This is a genomic window from Haladaptatus sp. W1 (genome assembly GCF_001723155.1).
Classification (GTDB): Archaea; Halobacteriota; Halobacteria; order Halobacteriales; family Haladaptataceae; genus Haladaptatus; species Haladaptatus paucihalophilus.
Genome location: NZ_MEIH01000418.1, coordinates 14,671 through 30,813 on the forward strand (window position 1 = coordinate 14,671; position 16,143 = coordinate 30,813).

Consider the following 16,143-nt stretch of genomic DNA (forward strand, 5'->3'; position numbering starts at 1 on the left):
GGAACGTTCGCCGTCTTTCGGTCGAAGAGGGCCGTTCGCTTTGCTACTGCGTTTATTAGGACAGCGATGCCTCCGTGGCGCTGCCAATCCACTGAAATTTTGTCATATTGTCGTATTCGATAACTCGACCGTCCCGAACGCTCCAGCGGTAATTATCTGGGGTACGTAAACTGGGATGTCGAATGACAACTTCGCGCATGAACCTCTGAATCGTGTATTACTACGGTCTCCAGCGAAAATCTGCTATAATATTGGATTTCATGAGGTAATATTAAGGCTCTCTCCTACGAACTGGCTCTTCTTCGGAAGAAATATTGTTTGCACACGAATGTTTATATGACATTGTGGTATTTCATAATCTGCATTGAAGAAAAGGAATTCTGCGAAGAATGTCTGTCGATCTGTCTCCTCTCCGGGAGGTCGGATAGCGGAGGAGAAGCTCCTCGCAGAACTTCAACGGGTCGCGAATCGACTTGATGGAACTCCAAGTATGCGGGAAATGGAAATTCACGGAGCGTACTCGCCCAGCACGTACCAGTCTCGATTCGGTTCCTGGAACGACGCAATCTGTCAGGCTGGTCTCACCCCCAACTCCCGTAATCGACCCAAGTATTCGAACGCGGAACTCCTCTCAGATATTCAAACGCTTGCAAATTCGCTAGGTCGGACGCCGACGCGAGAGGATATGCGGGAACGTGGTACGCACTCTCCGTCAACGTATCTCGAACGGTTCGGCTCGTGGCAGACGGCGGTGAAAGAGGCCGGATTGACGCCGCGAACGCGGGGTGTGAAAGTCTCCGAAGACGAGTTGCTTCGAGCCCTCTCGGAATTGGCGGAAACACTCGACCGAATCCCGACATCGACCGAAATGGCCGAACAAGGTCGGTTTTCTCCATCGACGTACCGACGTCGATTCGGTTCGTGGAACGAAGCGATAGAGAGAGCAGAGCTTTCGGAGACGTTCGACAAGTCCACCCCTCGACGGTTTTCGGATCAGGAAATGCGTGATGAACTCCGGCGGATGGCCGGGGTTCTCGGCCGCTCACCGACACCGACCGAAATGGACGAGCTCGGCGAGTATAGCGCTGCTACCTACCGGCGCCGATTTGGTTCCTGGGTAAACGCTCTCGCCGATGCCGGATTGTGTCAGAACCGTCTCAAACAGAGTGACAGCGCTAGAATCGATGAACGGACGCTTCTAGACGAATTACGCTATCTCGCTACGGAACTGGAACACTCTCCCACCGCCGAAGAAATGTGGAAACGAGGGTCTCACAGCCCGAAGACGTATCTCGATAGATACGGCACTTGGAACGCTGCGCTGGAGGCGGCGGGATTGGAAACCCGTCACTCCCGACGAGATGGAATCGAGAATCGGGAGCTGGTACTCGGATTACGACGGCTCGCGAAGATTCTCGGTCACGTTCCTCAACGAAAGGAAATGGAAGAACAGGGTCCGTTCTCCGGGATGACGTACTACAACCATTTCGGTTCGTGGCAAAACGCCGTCGACGTCGCCGGACTCGACGCCGGTACCGGACGGAACGAGCCGACGATTCGTGCCTACTGTAACGTCTGTTGTCGTGCCCTCTCCCAACCGCTTGCCCGAATCGAGGCGAACGGAAAAATCACCTGCAGTAGCGATTGTGGTGCTATCTGTGGCGAATCGACGATTCGGTTCGACACCGACGTTCTCGGTCGAACGGAATCCCGTGACAACACGTTCAGTCGATTGGCTGCACTGATAGACTCCGACACGATTTCCGTCCCGGACGTGCTATTGTACCTCCGACATTCGATAGATATCGTCCGCTCCGGATTCAATTCGGCGGTGCACGGGAACCACTACGTGACTGTAAACGGTGATTTAATCGAAGTCAAATCACAAAACTCATCAAGACAATTCTTGGTAAAGACCGGTACCGTCGATGAACTCGTAGACCAAATCGAAACAGTGCAGCGACGGTCGATTGCGAGCTTCGACGGGACGAATCCGACGGAAGACGACCACGCGAACGCGACAAATGGATGATATACGCTGTCCGTTCCGCGACCTGAGCGATTTCTACGAGAGCCAGAAAATTTCTGATAGTCCCACACGGATTCGAACCGCGGTCGTTGCCCCCAGAAGGCAACAGGATTGGCCACTACCCCATGGGACTGTTATGCTTCAGCGATTCGGTTCGCTGAATCTGCATTCAACGGTAGCACAGTTCCGTATTTCAGTGTTTCGAACCCGACCGACCCTTGCATCCCGGTATCACGGTCACGTATTCGGCTGCAAATCTATTCGTTCGGGGTCGAAAGCGCCGATATTAGCTCGATTTCGATGCGTTGTAACTGTTTGCTGATGGTTCCGGGGGCAACCGACAGTTCGTCGGCGATTTCCCGATGCGTCGTCTCTCGGGGAATCTCGTAGTACCCCTTCCGAACCGCCACCGCCAACACCTCCCGTTGGCGGTCGGTGAGCGTCGCAACCGGGTCGGAAATCCGCGACGAATAGTCGCCCATCCGTTCGAGTTCGATTCCGAAGTCGTCGGGAACGTCGCCGAGCGCTTCGCTCAAGGCCCGCTCCGTTCCGAGAAACGTCACTCGAACCCCGCGGCCGGTCGCGGTATCGACGAACTCGACCGGCCATTCGAGAACGATTTCGTGGTCGAAAAGCACCCCGAGCATCGCGTCCATGAGCGGGGCGGACTCGTAGTGGGTGTACGTGATCCCCTCGCTTCCGGACGGAACGTCGTAGTCTAACACCTCCGGTGTCGCCTGTAACACCGCTCGTATTCGAGCCGGCTCCCCACGAATTCGACTCAGTTCGGCGTACGTCCCGTCACGAACCGGATTGATGTAGTACGTCAACTCGATGGAAACGTCCGGCGCGCGCGCCACTGCATCGTCTAGCGGGTGAAGCTCCCCCTCGTCCCAGCGGACTGTGACCGTTGCGTACCTCATGTTTTCATGACCTCCGTGGCGAACCGACGCCGGAGTGATAATCGACTATCGCCGGCAATCTCTAATAAATACCCGTGGCATGCTAGAGGATAGAGCAACGGATCTCCCTTTTGTACACGCAGCTACGATGACGACTACTATTCGATACGGGAGCGATATGCGGATTCTCGTGGTCGGCGGCGGCATCGCCGGGTTGACGCTTGCAGGCCTGCTGGAACAGCGCGGATTCTCACCCGACGTGGTGGAGAAATCGAGCAATTACGGCGGTCTCGGCTACACCCTTAGCCTGTGGCCCGCGGGGTCGAACATCCTGAAGGGTCTCGGCAAGTACGACGAACTCCTCGATAACGCGGACCAGTTCGAGGCGTACCACGTTCTCGACCACGACGGAACACAGCTACACGGCTACGACATGGGCAGCCTCGCCGACGAGTACGGCGAGACGTATCTCATCTGGCGACCGAATCTCGTCGATGTGTTGCAGGAAACCATCTCCGAGGAGAATCTCCAGATGGGAACGACCGTCACCGAAATCGACCAACACTCGGACGAAGTTGACGTTACCTTCACCGACGGCACGATGGGCACCTACGACCTCGTTGTCGGCGCGGACGGCATCCACTCGAAGGTTCGGGACCTCGTGTTTGGCGAGGTGGAGTTGACGTATCACGACATGACGGGGTGGGCGTTCTGGGTGGACCCTTCGTTGGCGACGTCGGGCGAAGTGCAGGAGCACTGGGGCGCGGGACGGTTCGTCGGTCTGTACCCGACGGAGGACAAGTTGGCGTGTTTCCTCGCCGCGACCGTGCCCGAAGGAACCCCCGACCCCGTGGACGAGCGCCTCGACCGCGTTCGTGAGATGTTCGACGACATGGGTGGGTTGGTCCCGGACATCCTCGACGAGATGGACGACCCGGCGGACGAGATGGACGACCCGGCGGGGATGTGGCACGACGACTTCTACGACCTGCACATGGACGAGTGGACGAAGGGCCGCGTCGTTCTCATCGGGGACGCCGGACACGCGATACTGCCGACCGGCGGTGTCGGTGCGTCGATGGCGATGGAATCGGCGGCCGTCCTCGCGGACGAACTGACCCGAACCGATTCGAAGTACCTCGAACAGGGGCTCGAACACTACGTGTCCCGTCGCCGTGACCGGGTTGATACGGTGCAAAAGAAATCGCGTCGGCTCGGTTCGTTCGTCATGGTCCAAAACCACCTGCTCGCGGAACTCCGCGACAAGAGCGTCAAGTTCTACTCCCAAGAACGGATGGAGGAGTACTTCCGGGATTTCCTTTCGAGCGAAATCTGAGATGACACCGTAACCGTGCACAAACCAGCACGTATTTCAGTCCCAATTACGCATGTTTGTGTATGTACATCGGACGCTTCATCGTCGTCGGTCCAGACGTCGGCGCCTACCGAGTTTCCTCGCGGTCGTTCCCCAACCGAAAAGCGGTCGCTCACGGTGAGACCGTCACCGTCGGCCCGACCGAGGACGCACCGGAGACGGACAACCCCTACATTGCCTACAACTGCGCCCGCGTCGTCGGCGATACGGCAGTCATCGGCAACGGCTCGCAAGTGGACCCCATCGCCGAGAAGATAGAACTCGGATACCCCGCGCGTGACGCCCTCGCGGAGAGTCTTCTCGCGCTCGATTACGAAAAGGACGACTACGACACGCCGCGAATCGCGGGAACCGTCGGCGAGGAATCCTACATCGGTATCGTCCGCCGCGACGCCCTGCTCGTGAAGGAGGTCACGGAACCGACGCTCGTGGCGACCTACGAGAAGGACACGCCCGAGGCCTTCGACTTCGATGCCGCGGACGCCGAAACCGCGGCGAGTGCGGCCTACGACCTCGATTTCGAACACCCCGTCTGCGGCGTCGGCGTCGCTCGAAACGACGAAAACGACTTCTCCCTCGCGGTCGAGAACGGGAATTAAGGCTTTCCCGAACGTATCGACCCGACATGAAGGTCGGTATCATCTCGGACGTTCACTCGAACCGCGTCGCGCTCGATGCCGTTCTCGACGATATGCCGCCCGTCGAGGAACTCCTCTGTGCGGGCGATGTGGTCGGCTACAACCCGTGGCCGAGCGAGTGCGTCGACGGTCTCCGCGACCGCGTTTCGGCGAGCGTGATGGGAAATCACGACCGGGCGGTCGTCACCGGCACCGCCTTCCGATTCAACAGCATGGCGGCCGCGGGCGTCGAGCACGCCCGCGACGAACTCAACGACGTCCAAATCGACTGGCTCTCCCGCCGCCCGGATTCGCGTCTCGCGTGCGACGGTCGAGTCAGAATCGTCCACGGCCACCCCGACGACCCCGACCACTACACCTATCCCGAGGAGTTCGACCCCGACCTACTGGGTGACGAGGACGTCCTCGTCATGGGTCACACGCACGTCCAACACCAGGAAACGTACGACGAGGGCGTCGTGATGAATCCCGGAAGCGTCGGTCAACCGCGGGACGGCGACCCTCGCGCCGCCTACGCGATTCTCGACTTCGACGATATGAGCGTCGAGGAGCGACGCGTGGAGTACGACATCGAAGCGGTACAGGAGGCGGTGCGGGAGGCTGGATTGCCGGACAAAATCGGCGCGCGATTGGCGAAAGGGCGGTAGGGCCGGAGAGACGTTTCAACCGGCTCGCTTCTGACGATACCGTCGGCTCGCTACGACAGTCGCGTCGAAAAAATCGGTTGAAACTAGAAATCGCTCGGAAACGCGCTTACTCTATCTTCTCGTACTGCTCTGCGAGCTTGTCCGCCGCTTCGCCGAGCTGTTCGCGCTCGAACTCGGTGAGGTCCCACTCGACGACTTCTTCGACGCCGTTCGCGCCGAGTTTGACGGGGACGCCGAGCGCGACGCCTTCGTGGCCGTACTCGCCTTCGAGTTTGATAGAACCGGGGAGCACTTCGCCCGTGTCGCGGATGACGGCCTCGACCATGTGGCCGACGCCCGTGGCCGGGCCCCACTGGGTCGCGCCCTTCTTCTCGATGACGTTCATCGCGCTCTCTTTGAGCTCGCCGAGGATTTCGTCCTTCTCGTCGTCCGAGAACTCGGGGTCCGCGCCGTTGATGCGGACCTTGGAGAAGACCGGAACCTGCGCGTCGCCGTGCTCGCCCATGATGGTCGCTTCGACGTTCTGGACCGGCGCGTCGAAGCGCTGGCTCAGCACGTAGCGGAACCGGGCGCTGTCGAGGCGGCCACCGAAGCCGATAACCTTCTCTCGTGCGCGGTCACCGGTTTCGTACAGGTGGCGGTTCAGCAGGTCGACGGGGTTGGACGTCGTGATCGTCACGAAGTCACCGTCGTTGTGCTCGGCGATCGAGTCCCCGATGTCCTCCATGATGGGCGCGTTGTCGCCCGCGAGGTCGATACGCGTCTGTCCCGGCTGACGCGGAATCCCGGCCGTGATGACGACGACGTCGGACCCGGCGGTGTCCTCGTAGGTCCCCTGTCGGACGACCGTGTTCGAGTCGTAGGCGGCCCCGTGGTTCACGTCGGCGGCCTGCCCGACCGTCTTGTCTTCCATGTCCGGAATGTCAACGAGAACGAGTTCGTCCGCGACATCACGCAGTGCGATGTTGTAGCCTGCGGCGGCCCCGACAGTGCCTGCCGCGCCAACTACGCTTACTTTCACCATGTCACCTAAAAGACGCCCTGCTGTTTGGTTAAATCCTCCGGTAGCGTGTGCTATTGCCCCGAATCGTCGCTTCGGTTGAATTCTCCAGAATCGACAGTTTGTCGGGTCGTTCCACTCGAAACGAAGGGGTTACGGCGCGACGCCGACGGTCAGCAGGGTGCCGAACTCGCGGTAGCGTTCGACCATCGCCTCGCGCGTCTCCCAGTTATCCGTCGGAAACGCGTCTTCCGCGGGTATCTCCGTCTCGCGGTCCGGTACGTTGTCCTGTTCGGCGACGTACAACCCCGCCTCACGGAACGCGTCGCGGTACTCCTCGCGGCTCCAGCGCGTCATCTCGACCGAAATCGAGTCCTGCCACGCGTGGGAGTGGACGTTCTCCTCGTAGTAGTTCACGGCGCAGAAGAACGTGCCGCCGGGGCGAAGTATCCGCCGCACCTCCCGAAGCGTCTCGTGGGGGTCGTTCGCGTAGTAGAACGCCTCCATGGTGAACACGTGGTCGATGCTGTCGTCGGCGAACGGCAGGTGGTCGAAGTCGCCGACGAGGTACGAGACGTTCGAGTCGTCGGTGTACCCCCGCGCGTTGCGCGCCATCTCAGGCGAACCGTCGAGTCCGTACACCCGTCCCGCTCCCTTCGTATCGCGCACGGCACGTCCGGCGTATCCGCTTCCGCATCCCAAATCGAGGACCGTGTCGCCGTCTCCGACCGGCATCCGGGCGAGAACGTGTTTCGCCGTGTGCCAGTGTCGCTCTTCCATTCCCTTGTCGCGGCCATCCGCCGCCCAGTCGTCGAACTCCTCGCGGACGCTCATGCACGATGGAACGGCCGTCCCCGACAAAACCCGTTCGGAACGCACAGGGCTTTATTTCTCGGCCCCTTCTCGGGGATATGGTCGGTTCGAGAAAACGATTCGCCCTCGCCGATACGGCCCAGCAGGTGCTCGGTGGCTTCCTCCTCGCTGGCCCGTTCGTCGTCACGCAGGAGGTCTGGGACATCGCGGGAAACATGTCCACCATCCACGCGCTTGCGACCGTCTGTATCGTCTTCGGAATCGGATACGGCGCGCTCTACAAGGCGGACCACGAGCGCGACCCCGACCGCGAGGCGGACGTGGCCGGTGTCCCGACTCGCTTCATCTCGTTAATGGTGGTCTCCTTCGGGTCCGTCGCCATCCTCGCCGTGGTGTTCGCCGCGCCGGAGACGTTCCTCCACGACGGTTTGTTCGACGGCCACACGTCCGGGCAGGCGCTCTTCACGACGGTCAAGGCCGTCAGCGTGGGGTCCGTCTTCAGCGTCGTCGGCGCGGCCACCGCCGACAGCGTGTTCTGACGGACCCCGTCGTTCGATCCGCTGGACTCCCTTCTGTTCGGCGGGTTGCCCGCCTTCGCTGGCGTTGCGTTCGTGGTGGTTTCGTACAAGGGCCGAACTATCCAGTCGTACCTTTGGGGTAGTCTGTGAACTGACTATTGACCGAACGTATCGTGGCACAGCCGGTGTATTTGGTGACGAAACGGTCCAGTTCACCGGTTGAACAGCCACGTCTCCCTCGGACGTGTTCGGTGCTAACGCGGTGTTCCGACCCGCATTCCCGTATATTTTAAGTCGCTTCCGCTAGTTACCGGATGATATGGATTACCAACTCGATATAGAGAACACGCCAAATTCGATACCGGGTGGCACTGGCGTCCTCCTTTTACATCCGAGCACGGGAGAAACCGACCGAATCGACACCGATTTTTTGAAAACGGACACCGACCGCTTCCTCGTCATTTCGACACGGACGACGGCCCGCGAGGTAAAACAGAAACTCGACCACTACGACGTAGACGAGAACAAGGCCGACATCCTCGACACGTTGAGCATCGAACGCGGCTACTCCCGCCGAAGCACGAACGACGTTCACTACGTCTCCGCCCCTGACGACCTCGAAGGAATCCTCTCGGTCACCGAACAGTTCCTGACGAAGACCGACGGTAAACGCCGCATCAGCTTCGACTCCATCACCGAGATGGCTTACTACGCGGACGAACAGCGGGTGTACAACACCGTCGAGCAGGTGCTCGAACTGCTCGAAGAACACGATGCCGTCGGACTGTTCCACCTCTCGAAGGGGGTTCACGACGAAGTGCAGATAGAGCGATTCCTCGGTCTGTTCGACGCCGTGGTCGACTTGGACCGGGACGGCAACGTCGATACCGATTTCTCGAAACTGGACTGAAACGTCAGTTGACTTCAGCGACGCCTGTCGAAGGTGTACCGTTTCCACCCGAAACGGTGCCCTTCTCGATAGCGACAGCGATGCTGACCGTTATTCCGGCGTATCCGATGCCGCTGAGCAACGCGCCGACCGCTGACCTGACGAGTTCGCCGACTACCCATCGTGTGATGGGGTCCATACTTTCCGAACCGACCCGCGCGACGAAAACACTACGGGGAGCCAACGCTTTTGCTGACCGACGCCGTACTTCCCAAAAATGGGGGGAACGAGTGACTATCGTATCGCTGTGGCGGTGGCCGACCCCGAGAACGCCGCCCAGTTGACCCGAACCGCGGTCGATATCGCACGCGAACGGGACGGTGACGTCCTCGTCTTGCGCGTCCTCGTGACCGAGCGCCAGTCGCCGTTCGCACTCTACACCGACGAGGTGATAATCCGCGAGTTCGGCGGCGAAGAACAGGAAATCCTCGACCGAGTTGTCGAAACCGCACAGGGGGCGGTTCCGGTGAGCGGGCAGTTGCTCGTCTCGTACGACGTCGCCCGCGCGCTCACGAACGCCGTCGTCGAGTTCGACTGTGACGCCCTCGTCGTCGGGTGGCAGGCGCGCGAACACCCGAGCGAAATCGTCCTCGGAAGTAACATCGACCGCATCGTGGCGCGCGCACCGTGTGACGTTCTCGTGGAGAAAATCGGCCCGGCGGAGACGGCGGACACCATTCTCGTTCCCGTCGCCGAGGGTCCCCACGCGGAACTCGCGGCGGACGTCGCCCGCGCGATTGCACTGGCGAACGATTCCGAAATCAACTTGCTCCGGGTGGGGGAGGACGACGCCACCACCGAACGGCTGCTCGCCAGCATCGCGGCTCGCATTGCTCCCGCAACCGTCGAACAGGAGGTCCGAAGCGGCTCAGTCACCGAAACCGTCGTCGAGCGAGCGTCGGACCACGACATCACGGTCCTCGGTTCGACCCGACAGGGGATGCTCCGACGACAACTCGTCGGGTCGGTCCCACAAGCGGTCGGACGGCGCGCGGATACGACCGTCATCATCACTCGTCGAGAGGTCGGAATTCGACCGCGGCTCACGCGATTCGTTCGGGAAACGCTGTGAGCGTGACAATCAGATGGTCGCCAGTCCGAGGACCGACAGCGCCCCCGACAGCAGGTCGCCGTACCCGACCGCGATGAGCATCCCGAGGAACATCGGAACGATAAACGGAATTCCCGGCGACACCCACACTTCGTCTTTCGTCACCAGCACGTCCAGTCCCTCGCGGAGCTGTGTCGGCGTCGTCCCGTAGGCACCGTGGTCGATGCTGTCGAGGAACTGTGCGGCCCCCCACGGGTCCTCGTACCCCGTCGATTCCGTCGCCGACCGTTGTTCGACGACCGCTCCGCCGTCCGTCACCATCCCGTCCGTCGGCGGGTTCGGCGCTTCGGGCAGGCTCTCCGGGTCGCGGAGGTCGGTTGCCCGCGCTCGAAGTTCGGCCAGTGTCGTCCCTCGCCACCGGAAATACATCCGAAGCGCGTCCAAATCCACGCCGTTGCGGGTCACCCCGTCGGGAGTTTCGAGCAGTCGCCCGTGGGCCGACGGAACCGCGTCCCAGTCGATGACTCGGCCGACGAACATCACCGACGAAATCCGCCCGGCGAGGAGGTTCCGAACCAACAGCGTGGCGGGATAGAGCGCACCGAGCAGGACCGTGTTGGTCAGAATCGTCAGCGAGAACACCCCCAGAACGGTACCCTGCATCGGCAATGCCCACTCCTCGAGGTGATAGGTCGGATAGGACGGGAACAGGAGAGCGATGACGAGAAACGCCTTCGCGTCCGCGCCGCCGAACGCCCGGAACCACCAGAAGGCGATGACGAGCGGCGCGACGAACCCGAGACTCACCGCGACGTGAAAGAGGAACAACTTGCGTTGCAGCGGCGGTGCCCCCATCGCTGTCACGCCGTCCCAAACGAGCAGAACGACGGCGAGCGCCGCCAGCGGATACCACGTCTTGTTAGGCACTCGCCGAGTCTTCACGTCACGCCACGCGGCCCATCCGAAGACGGGCAGGGCAAGCAGTCGGAGGAGGTCGGGAATCGAAGTATGCACCAAACGGTAGCCCTCGGTGAGATGTTTTAGCTGTTGCGATATATGTGATGGAAATTGGAAGTTTTACATAAATTTTATTTTGACCCTATGTGTTCACAGAAGATATGAGTACGCAGGCAGTCGCCCTCGTGAAGATACGAGGCGCTACCTTCATCCCGTCGGCGTGGATTTCGCGTCCCAGCGACGGCGATGGAACGCTCGAATACAAGGGCGACGACCGCGAGTTTACGCCCCACGCCGTGAACACCGGTCGCTGTCGGGTCGAACAGGAAGCGGTCGTCGATTTCACGGACGACAGTCTCGTCTCCTACGCTGACACAGGTACGTCAGTCGAACGAACCACGCATCCCGACGGAACCGTGAACCTTCGTCGTGGCAAGGCATCGTGTGACGGCATCGTCTGTACCGACCCGCTTTGGCACGACGAATACGTCGAGTTCGACATGCACGCGAGCGCGAGCAATCCGCTGTCGTCGCACGCGGACCCGGTTGACTACCACCTCGAAGCCACCGTGTGGCGCGACGGAGCGGTGGATATCCATGGCCGCCACGACGGGTTCCCGTGTTTCGAGTTCTACGTCCAGACGGATTTCGGTGACTTCCGGCCGCTGTACCGTCACGACTTCCGCGAAACCGGCGACGAACCGCTCGCGTTGGCCGGGCCGATGGACTACGAGTTCGAGCGACGCCTCTGAGCGACTGGCAATTCCACGAGGATTAGTCGGCGAACGCGCCGCTTTTCGGCGTGTGGAAAACCCCTAAAACCCCAGATTCGCTTATATAACGCGGTTCTGCAGGTAGTCGAGGTGCTTGGCGTTGTAGACGATTCTAACCTCGTCCGTCGCCGCGCTACCGATGCAGGTGAGGCGGACGTTCTTGTCTTCCACTTCCTCGTCGCTGAGGATCTGCTGCATGTCCATGTCGATTTCGCCTTCTTTGACGATGGCGGCGCAGTTCGCACAGGCACCCGCGCGGCACGAGAAGGGCCAGTCGTAGCCCTGTGCCTCGGCGGACTCGAGGATGTATTCGCCTTCGTTGACGTCGAGCGAGCCGTAGTCTTCGCTGTCGAGACCGGCGTCTTCGGCCTTCTCGAACAGGTCGTCGTCGTCCATATCCCAGCCCTGGTCGTCCAGCACTTCGTAGTTGAGGTATTCTACGGTAGGCATCACTCGGTGTTTCGTCCGGGGGATGGTTAGTAGTTGTTGTTTCGTCCGCCTATAGTGATAAATCGGGAACGATTTGGCCTGCTGACCGAGATTAACGTCGTCAGGCGGGTGAAAGCGGGACGAAGGCGAACAGGAGATACGACGCGACGGCGGAGATAGAGGGCGTCAGAATCCAGAGGACGATGACGCGGCCGGTCGTGGACGGGTCGAACAGGTCCCTCGCTTTCAAGGTCTGTGGCTCTTCCTCACCGATTTTCGCCACTTCCTCTTGCTCCTCCGGGAGGACGTTAACCGCCATTTCCGAGTGCTTTTTTCCGTCGTCGCCGCGGACCGCGGCGGCGGCCGCATCGGAGATTCGAACGGTTCGCGTCGCCCGTCCCCAGCCGAGTCCGACGATGCACATCGTCGCACTCACCGCGAGACTGGCGGGGATGCCGAGCGCGGAGAGGAACGTGATGAGACTCGCGCTGACGACCTCGACGATGAGCGCCGCCAACAGGGGCAGGTCCGTCAGGTCGTTTCCGACGGTATCGAGCGTTCGGCGGGCGATGGTGAACGCCCCGAGTGCGATAGCGACGCCCGCGAGCAGGACGCCTTCGCTTCCCGTAATCACGTCGCTTCCGACGAGCGGCGCGACCGCGTTGGCGACGTTCGACGCACCTGCCGAGAAGGCCATGTAACAGCCGATTCCGACGACGAGAATGGTGACCAAGACTTCCTTCGCCGACGCGTTCGCGGAGACGGTCGGGTACGGTACCGAACCGACGCGATTGAATTCGAACAGCGGCCCTTCCGACTGTTCGAGATGGAACCACACGTCGAGATACGGGTAGAGATACCGTCCGACGACGGCACAAATCCAGAAGGCGGTGATGGGCGCGAGGAGCCACGCCGAGACGATTCGAAACATGACCGCCTCATCGAGGGTTCCCGTTGCCACTCCGAGTCCCGCGATTGCGCCGACGGCCGTCATCGAGGTGGAGGCGGGCACGCCGAACAGGTTCGATATGAGCAGCGCTAACCCGACGAAAAAGAGGACGCCGACGCTGGCGGCGAGCGTGAACTGCGAACTCGGGACGATCTCCCCACCCATCGTTTTGATGACGTTCCGACCGACCGTCCACCCGCCGAGGAGCGCAAAGGCCGTCATCAACCCGGCCGCACCGAGTTTGGAGACGGTGTTACTCCCGACTGCGGGACCGAACGCGACGCCGGTCGAAGAACCGCCGATATTAAAACCGACAAACATCGCCACGGCCAGACCGACGAGGAGTAAAATCGCGACCATACACGTACATTCGTCTGAACGTCTTAAATGGTACCGACTCGTTGGGTTTAGACACCACCCCGCCTAAAGTAGAGTATGTTCCCGACGTTCGAAGTCGTCCCGGCGGTGGATATGCAGGATGGCGAAGTCGTTCAACTCGTTCAGGGCGAGAAAGGCACGGAAACGACCTACGGCGACCCCGTGGACGCCGCGGAAAAATGGGTCGAGGGCGGCGCGGAAACCCTCCATCTCGTCGATCTGGACGGCGCGTTCGACGGCGAGCGAAAGAACGCGGCCGCCGTCGAATCGATTTTGGGTGCGGTCGATGTCGAGGTGCAACTCGGCGGCGGCATTCGCACCGCCACGGATGCCACCGACCTCCTGTCGCGCGGCGTCGACCGCGTTATCCTCGGTACCGCCGCGATAGAAAATCCGGATATCGTCGCTGAAATCAGCGAGGAATACCCCGGCTCGGTTATGGTGAGTCTCGACGCCAAAGACGGGGAAGTTCTCGTCTCGGGGTGGACGGAATCGACCGGACTCGACCCGGCCGAGGCCGCGACCAGATACGAGGAACTCAGCGCTGGCGCTATCCTGTTCACCGACGTCGACGTGGAGGGTCGGATGGAGGGCGTTCAGACGGGTCCTGTTCGGCGAGTCGCCGAGGCAGTCGAAATACCGGTCGTGGCGAGCGGTGGTGTCGCGTCCGTGGACGACATTCGGACGCTCCGCGATGCGGGCGCGAGCGCCGTGGTCGTCGGGAGTGCGCTCTATCAGGGCGCGTTCTCGCTATCGGAGGCAGTGGACGCGCTCGATTAGCGGGTCTGTCCGGCGAGGTGACCGAGCACGTCCGGCGTATCGCCGAGTCGGGGGTCTACGATGGCGTAGGCCCCGAAAGCGGCCATGGGGGCGCCGATGACGAGACCGGGCACCGTCCCGGAGAGGAGGACCCCGATGGCGACCAACAGGACGCTGAGCATATCTCGTTTTAACACATGTTCTCTTTAGAGCTCAATGTAAATATAACTGCGTCAGACACCTGTCTAGATTCCCGAACGGAACCACCTTGTAGCTTCGGCCGAATTATCCCGATATGAGCGACCGCACCGCCGCCGTGACGCGCGAGACGGCGGAGACGACCATCGAGGTAACGCTCGACGTGGACGGCGACGGCGAGTCCACCGTCGAGACGGGAATCGGCTTTTTCGACCACATGCTGGACAGCTTCGCCCGCCACGGCCTGTTCGACCTAACTGTCAGGGCCGACGGCGACCTGCACATCGACGACCACCACTCCGTCGAGGACGTGGCCATCACCCTCGGCGAGGCGTTCGACGAGGCCCTCGGCGACCGCCGGGCCATTCACCGCTTCGCCGACCGAAAGGTCCCGCTGGACGAAGCCGTCGGCGACATCGTGGTGGACGTGAGCGGCCGCCCCCTCTTCCGCTTCGACGGCGAGTTCTCACAGGAGCGCGTCGGCGACATGACCAGCCACATGGCGAAACACTTCCTCCGCTCGCTGGCGATGAACGCCGGACTGACGCTTCACGCGGGCGTGGTCGGGGAGAACGCCCACCACGAAATCGAGGCGCTGTTCAAGGCCACCGCGCGGGCGCTGGACGACGCGACGCGAATCGACGACCGGAGGAGCGACGTGGCGAGTACGAAAGAGAGTCTGTAGTTACGGATACGCCCGCCGAAACACGCCCGGATAGTCCAGTACCACGCCGTCGGAATCGACGGGGAGGTCCGCGGTAAATCCGCTTTCCAAACTCTCGTATCGGAACACTCCACCGTCGGAATCCAGTGGTTCGAGGCAGGTGTATCGCTGTTCGACCGCCGTCGTCGTCATCGCGGGGACGTCGAGGTACACGACGGAAATCCTCGCCGTCTCCCCGGACGCCAAATCGAGTCGGCGAATCGGAACCGTGTTCGTGAACGGCGTGACCGAGATATCCACGTCTCGACATCCCGCGAGGTCTGCCGCGGGAACCCCGTTTTCCGTCCAGTTGCCGTCCCCGTCGTGTTCGAGTTTTATTCCGTTACCGACGCCGAGTGGGTCGATTTCGACCCGCCGAACCGCCCCTGCTCCGTCACACGCCACGCGATAGCGAACCCGGAACGGCGCTGCTGTCCCTTCGTTTTCCGAGATTCCGACCACCGTTCCGTCGGCGCTGAGTTCCTCTTCGAACTCGACCGTGAGGTGCTCGGTTCCGACTGCCCCCACTGGTTCCCAAACGACGTGTCGTTCCATGGCTTTGGGTCGGCGTGCGGCGTGATGAACCCTCCTGCCTCGACCGAACCCCAACAGGACTAAACCGTCGGGCACGTCTATCCGACAAGGATGTTCGACAGAATCATGCAGAAGTTCGAGGGCAGTCCGAGCCAACAACAGGTCATCAGACTCCTCCTCGAACGCGGGTTCTCGGTGAGTGACGAGGGACGCGTCGTCTCCGGGAGCATCGAGATTCCCAACACGCAGATCGCCCGCGAAATCGGCGTGGACCGGCGGGTGGTCGATTCGACTACGGACGCGATTCTGAAGGACGAGGAACTGCGTCGCATCTTCCAGAACATCTCCTCGATTCCGAGCCTGATGGATTTGGCCCCCGTCCTCGACCTGTCCGTTCTGACCGTCGAAGTGCGGGACGCGGACGTTCCGGGCATCGTGGCGACCGTCACGACACTGCTGGCGGACAACGACATCTCCATCCGTCAAACCATCAGCGAGGACCCGGAGTTCACCGACGACCCGCGACTCTACCTCGTCACGG

20 protein-coding genes and 1 tRNA gene are annotated in these 16,143 nt (G+C 61.2%); 11 read left to right on the top strand and 10 right to left on the bottom strand.

Annotation, left to right across the window (positions count from 1 at the left end; genetic code table 11):
• Window positions 1–364: 364 nt before the first annotated feature.
• Window positions 365–2,032, top strand: a complete 1,668-nt coding sequence (locus BG842_RS26655; RefSeq protein WP_256388582.1) for a homing endonuclease associated repeat-containing protein — start codon at window positions 365–367, stop codon at window positions 2,030–2,032.
• A 57-nt stretch (window positions 2,033–2,089) separates the two neighbouring features.
• On the opposite strand, the gene BG842_RS26660 is transcribed toward BG842_RS26655, so the two are convergent.
• Both BG842_RS26660 and BG842_RS26665 read right to left on the bottom strand, forming a co-directional pair.
• Window positions 2,090–2,162 (bottom strand) — tRNA-Gln (locus BG842_RS26660).
• 124 nt (window positions 2,163–2,286) lie between these two features.
• Window positions 2,287–2,952, bottom strand: a complete 666-nt coding sequence (locus BG842_RS26665; protein WP_069453147.1) for a helix-turn-helix domain-containing protein — start codon at window positions 2,950–2,952, stop codon at window positions 2,287–2,289.
• 157 nt (window positions 2,953–3,109) lie between these two features.
• Here BG842_RS26665 and BG842_RS26670 point away from each other — a divergent pair, with 157 nt between their 5' ends.
• From BG842_RS26670 to BG842_RS26680, 3 genes are all read left to right on the top strand, one after another.
• On the top strand, window positions 3,110–4,267 hold the full coding sequence (locus BG842_RS26670) for an FAD-dependent monooxygenase (RefSeq protein WP_254663516.1): 1,158 nt from the start codon (window positions 3,110–3,112) through the stop codon (window positions 4,265–4,267).
• Window positions 4,268–4,329: 62 nt separating this feature from the next.
• Window positions 4,330–4,905: an IMP cyclohydrolase gene (locus BG842_RS26675; RefSeq protein ID WP_069453149.1), complete on the top strand. Its 576-nt coding sequence runs from the start codon at window positions 4,330–4,332 to the stop codon at window positions 4,903–4,905.
• Between the two features lie 26 nt (window positions 4,906–4,931).
• Window positions 4,932–5,591, top strand: a complete 660-nt coding sequence (locus BG842_RS26680; protein WP_069453150.1) for a metallophosphoesterase — start codon at window positions 4,932–4,934, stop codon at window positions 5,589–5,591.
• Window positions 5,592–5,697: 106 nt separating this feature from the next.
• Here the strand turns inward: BG842_RS26680 and mdh are convergent, their stop codons facing one another.
• Together mdh and BG842_RS26690 are read right to left on the bottom strand one after the other, a co-directional pair.
• Entirely contained in the window at window positions 5,698–6,615 is a 918-nt protein-coding gene (mdh, locus tag BG842_RS26685; RefSeq protein WP_069453151.1) for a malate dehydrogenase, read from the bottom strand.
• Between the two features lie 129 nt (window positions 6,616–6,744).
• Entirely contained in the window at window positions 6,745–7,425 is a 681-nt protein-coding gene (locus tag BG842_RS26690) for a class I SAM-dependent methyltransferase (protein ID WP_069453152.1), read from the bottom strand.
• 77 nt (window positions 7,426–7,502) lie between these two features.
• Between BG842_RS26690 and BG842_RS26695 the strand changes: the two genes are divergently transcribed.
• Together BG842_RS26695 and BG842_RS26700 are read left to right on the top strand one after the other, a co-directional pair.
• Entirely contained in the window at window positions 7,503–7,943 is a 441-nt protein-coding gene (locus BG842_RS26695) for a DUF2391 family protein (protein ID WP_007975968.1), read from the top strand.
• Window positions 7,944–8,241: 298 nt separating this feature from the next.
• Entirely contained in the window at window positions 8,242–8,832 is a 591-nt protein-coding gene (locus tag BG842_RS26700) for an ATPase involved in flagella biogenesis (RefSeq protein ID WP_069453153.1), read from the top strand.
• Between the two features lie 4 nt (window positions 8,833–8,836).
• On the opposite strand, the gene BG842_RS30465 is transcribed toward BG842_RS26700, so the two are convergent.
• A complete protein-coding gene (locus BG842_RS30465) occupies window positions 8,837–9,010 on the bottom strand; it encodes a hypothetical protein (protein ID WP_175424310.1) in 174 nt (57 codons plus the stop codon).
• Between the two features lie 78 nt (window positions 9,011–9,088).
• Here BG842_RS30465 and BG842_RS26705 point away from each other — a divergent pair, with 78 nt between their 5' ends.
• Window positions 9,089–9,943: a universal stress protein gene (locus tag BG842_RS26705; protein ID WP_069453154.1), complete on the top strand. Its 855-nt coding sequence runs from the start codon at window positions 9,089–9,091 to the stop codon at window positions 9,941–9,943.
• Window positions 9,944–9,952: 9 nt separating this feature from the next.
• On the opposite strand, the gene BG842_RS26710 is transcribed toward BG842_RS26705, so the two are convergent.
• Window positions 9,953–10,936, bottom strand: a complete 984-nt coding sequence (locus BG842_RS26710) for a prepilin peptidase (RefSeq protein WP_175424311.1) — start codon at window positions 10,934–10,936, stop codon at window positions 9,953–9,955.
• Between the two features lie 104 nt (window positions 10,937–11,040).
• Here BG842_RS26710 and BG842_RS26715 point away from each other — a divergent pair, with 104 nt between their 5' ends.
• The gene (locus tag BG842_RS26715; protein WP_069453156.1) at window positions 11,041–11,631 is read left to right on the top strand and encodes a DUF3238 domain-containing protein; all 591 of its coding nucleotides are present in this window, start codon (window positions 11,041–11,043) and stop codon (window positions 11,629–11,631) included.
• Window positions 11,632–11,712: 81 nt separating this feature from the next.
• Here the strand turns inward: BG842_RS26715 and fer are convergent, their stop codons facing one another.
• Both fer and BG842_RS26725 read right to left on the bottom strand, forming a co-directional pair.
• Entirely contained in the window at window positions 11,713–12,102 is a 390-nt protein-coding gene (gene fer / locus BG842_RS26720) for a ferredoxin Fer (RefSeq protein ID WP_069449260.1), read from the bottom strand.
• Between the two features lie 100 nt (window positions 12,103–12,202).
• Window positions 12,203–13,390: an inorganic phosphate transporter gene (locus tag BG842_RS26725; RefSeq protein ID WP_069453157.1), complete on the bottom strand. Its 1,188-nt coding sequence runs from the start codon at window positions 13,388–13,390 to the stop codon at window positions 12,203–12,205.
• 75 nt (window positions 13,391–13,465) lie between these two features.
• Here BG842_RS26725 and hisA point away from each other — a divergent pair, with 75 nt between their 5' ends.
• Window positions 13,466–14,188, top strand: a complete 723-nt coding sequence (gene hisA, locus BG842_RS26730) for a 1-(5-phosphoribosyl)-5-[(5-phosphoribosylamino)methylideneamino]imidazole-4-carboxamide isomerase (protein WP_069453158.1) — start codon at window positions 13,466–13,468, stop codon at window positions 14,186–14,188.
• Here hisA and BG842_RS30470 read toward each other — a convergent pair.
• Window positions 14,185–14,364 (bottom strand): hypothetical protein, encoded by a 180-nt coding sequence (locus tag BG842_RS30470; RefSeq protein ID WP_175424308.1) that lies wholly within the window; start codon window positions 14,362–14,364, stop codon window positions 14,185–14,187. The genes hisA and BG842_RS30470 overlap by 4 nt on opposite strands.
• A 98-nt stretch (window positions 14,365–14,462) precedes the next feature.
• Between BG842_RS30470 and hisB the strand changes: the two genes are divergently transcribed.
• On the top strand, window positions 14,463–15,050 hold the full coding sequence (gene hisB, locus BG842_RS26735; protein ID WP_069453159.1) for an imidazoleglycerol-phosphate dehydratase HisB: 588 nt from the start codon (window positions 14,463–14,465) through the stop codon (window positions 15,048–15,050).
• Here hisB and BG842_RS26740 read toward each other — a convergent pair whose 3' ends face one another.
• On the bottom strand, window positions 15,051–15,623 hold the full coding sequence (locus BG842_RS26740) for a putative glycolipid-binding domain-containing protein (RefSeq protein ID WP_069453160.1): 573 nt from the start codon (window positions 15,621–15,623) through the stop codon (window positions 15,051–15,053).
• Between the two features lie 90 nt (window positions 15,624–15,713).
• Between BG842_RS26740 and BG842_RS26745 the strand changes: the two genes are divergently transcribed.
• Window positions 15,714–16,143: amino acid-binding protein (locus BG842_RS26745; RefSeq protein WP_069453161.1), on the top strand; the 430-nt coding region annotated here is incomplete at its 3' end.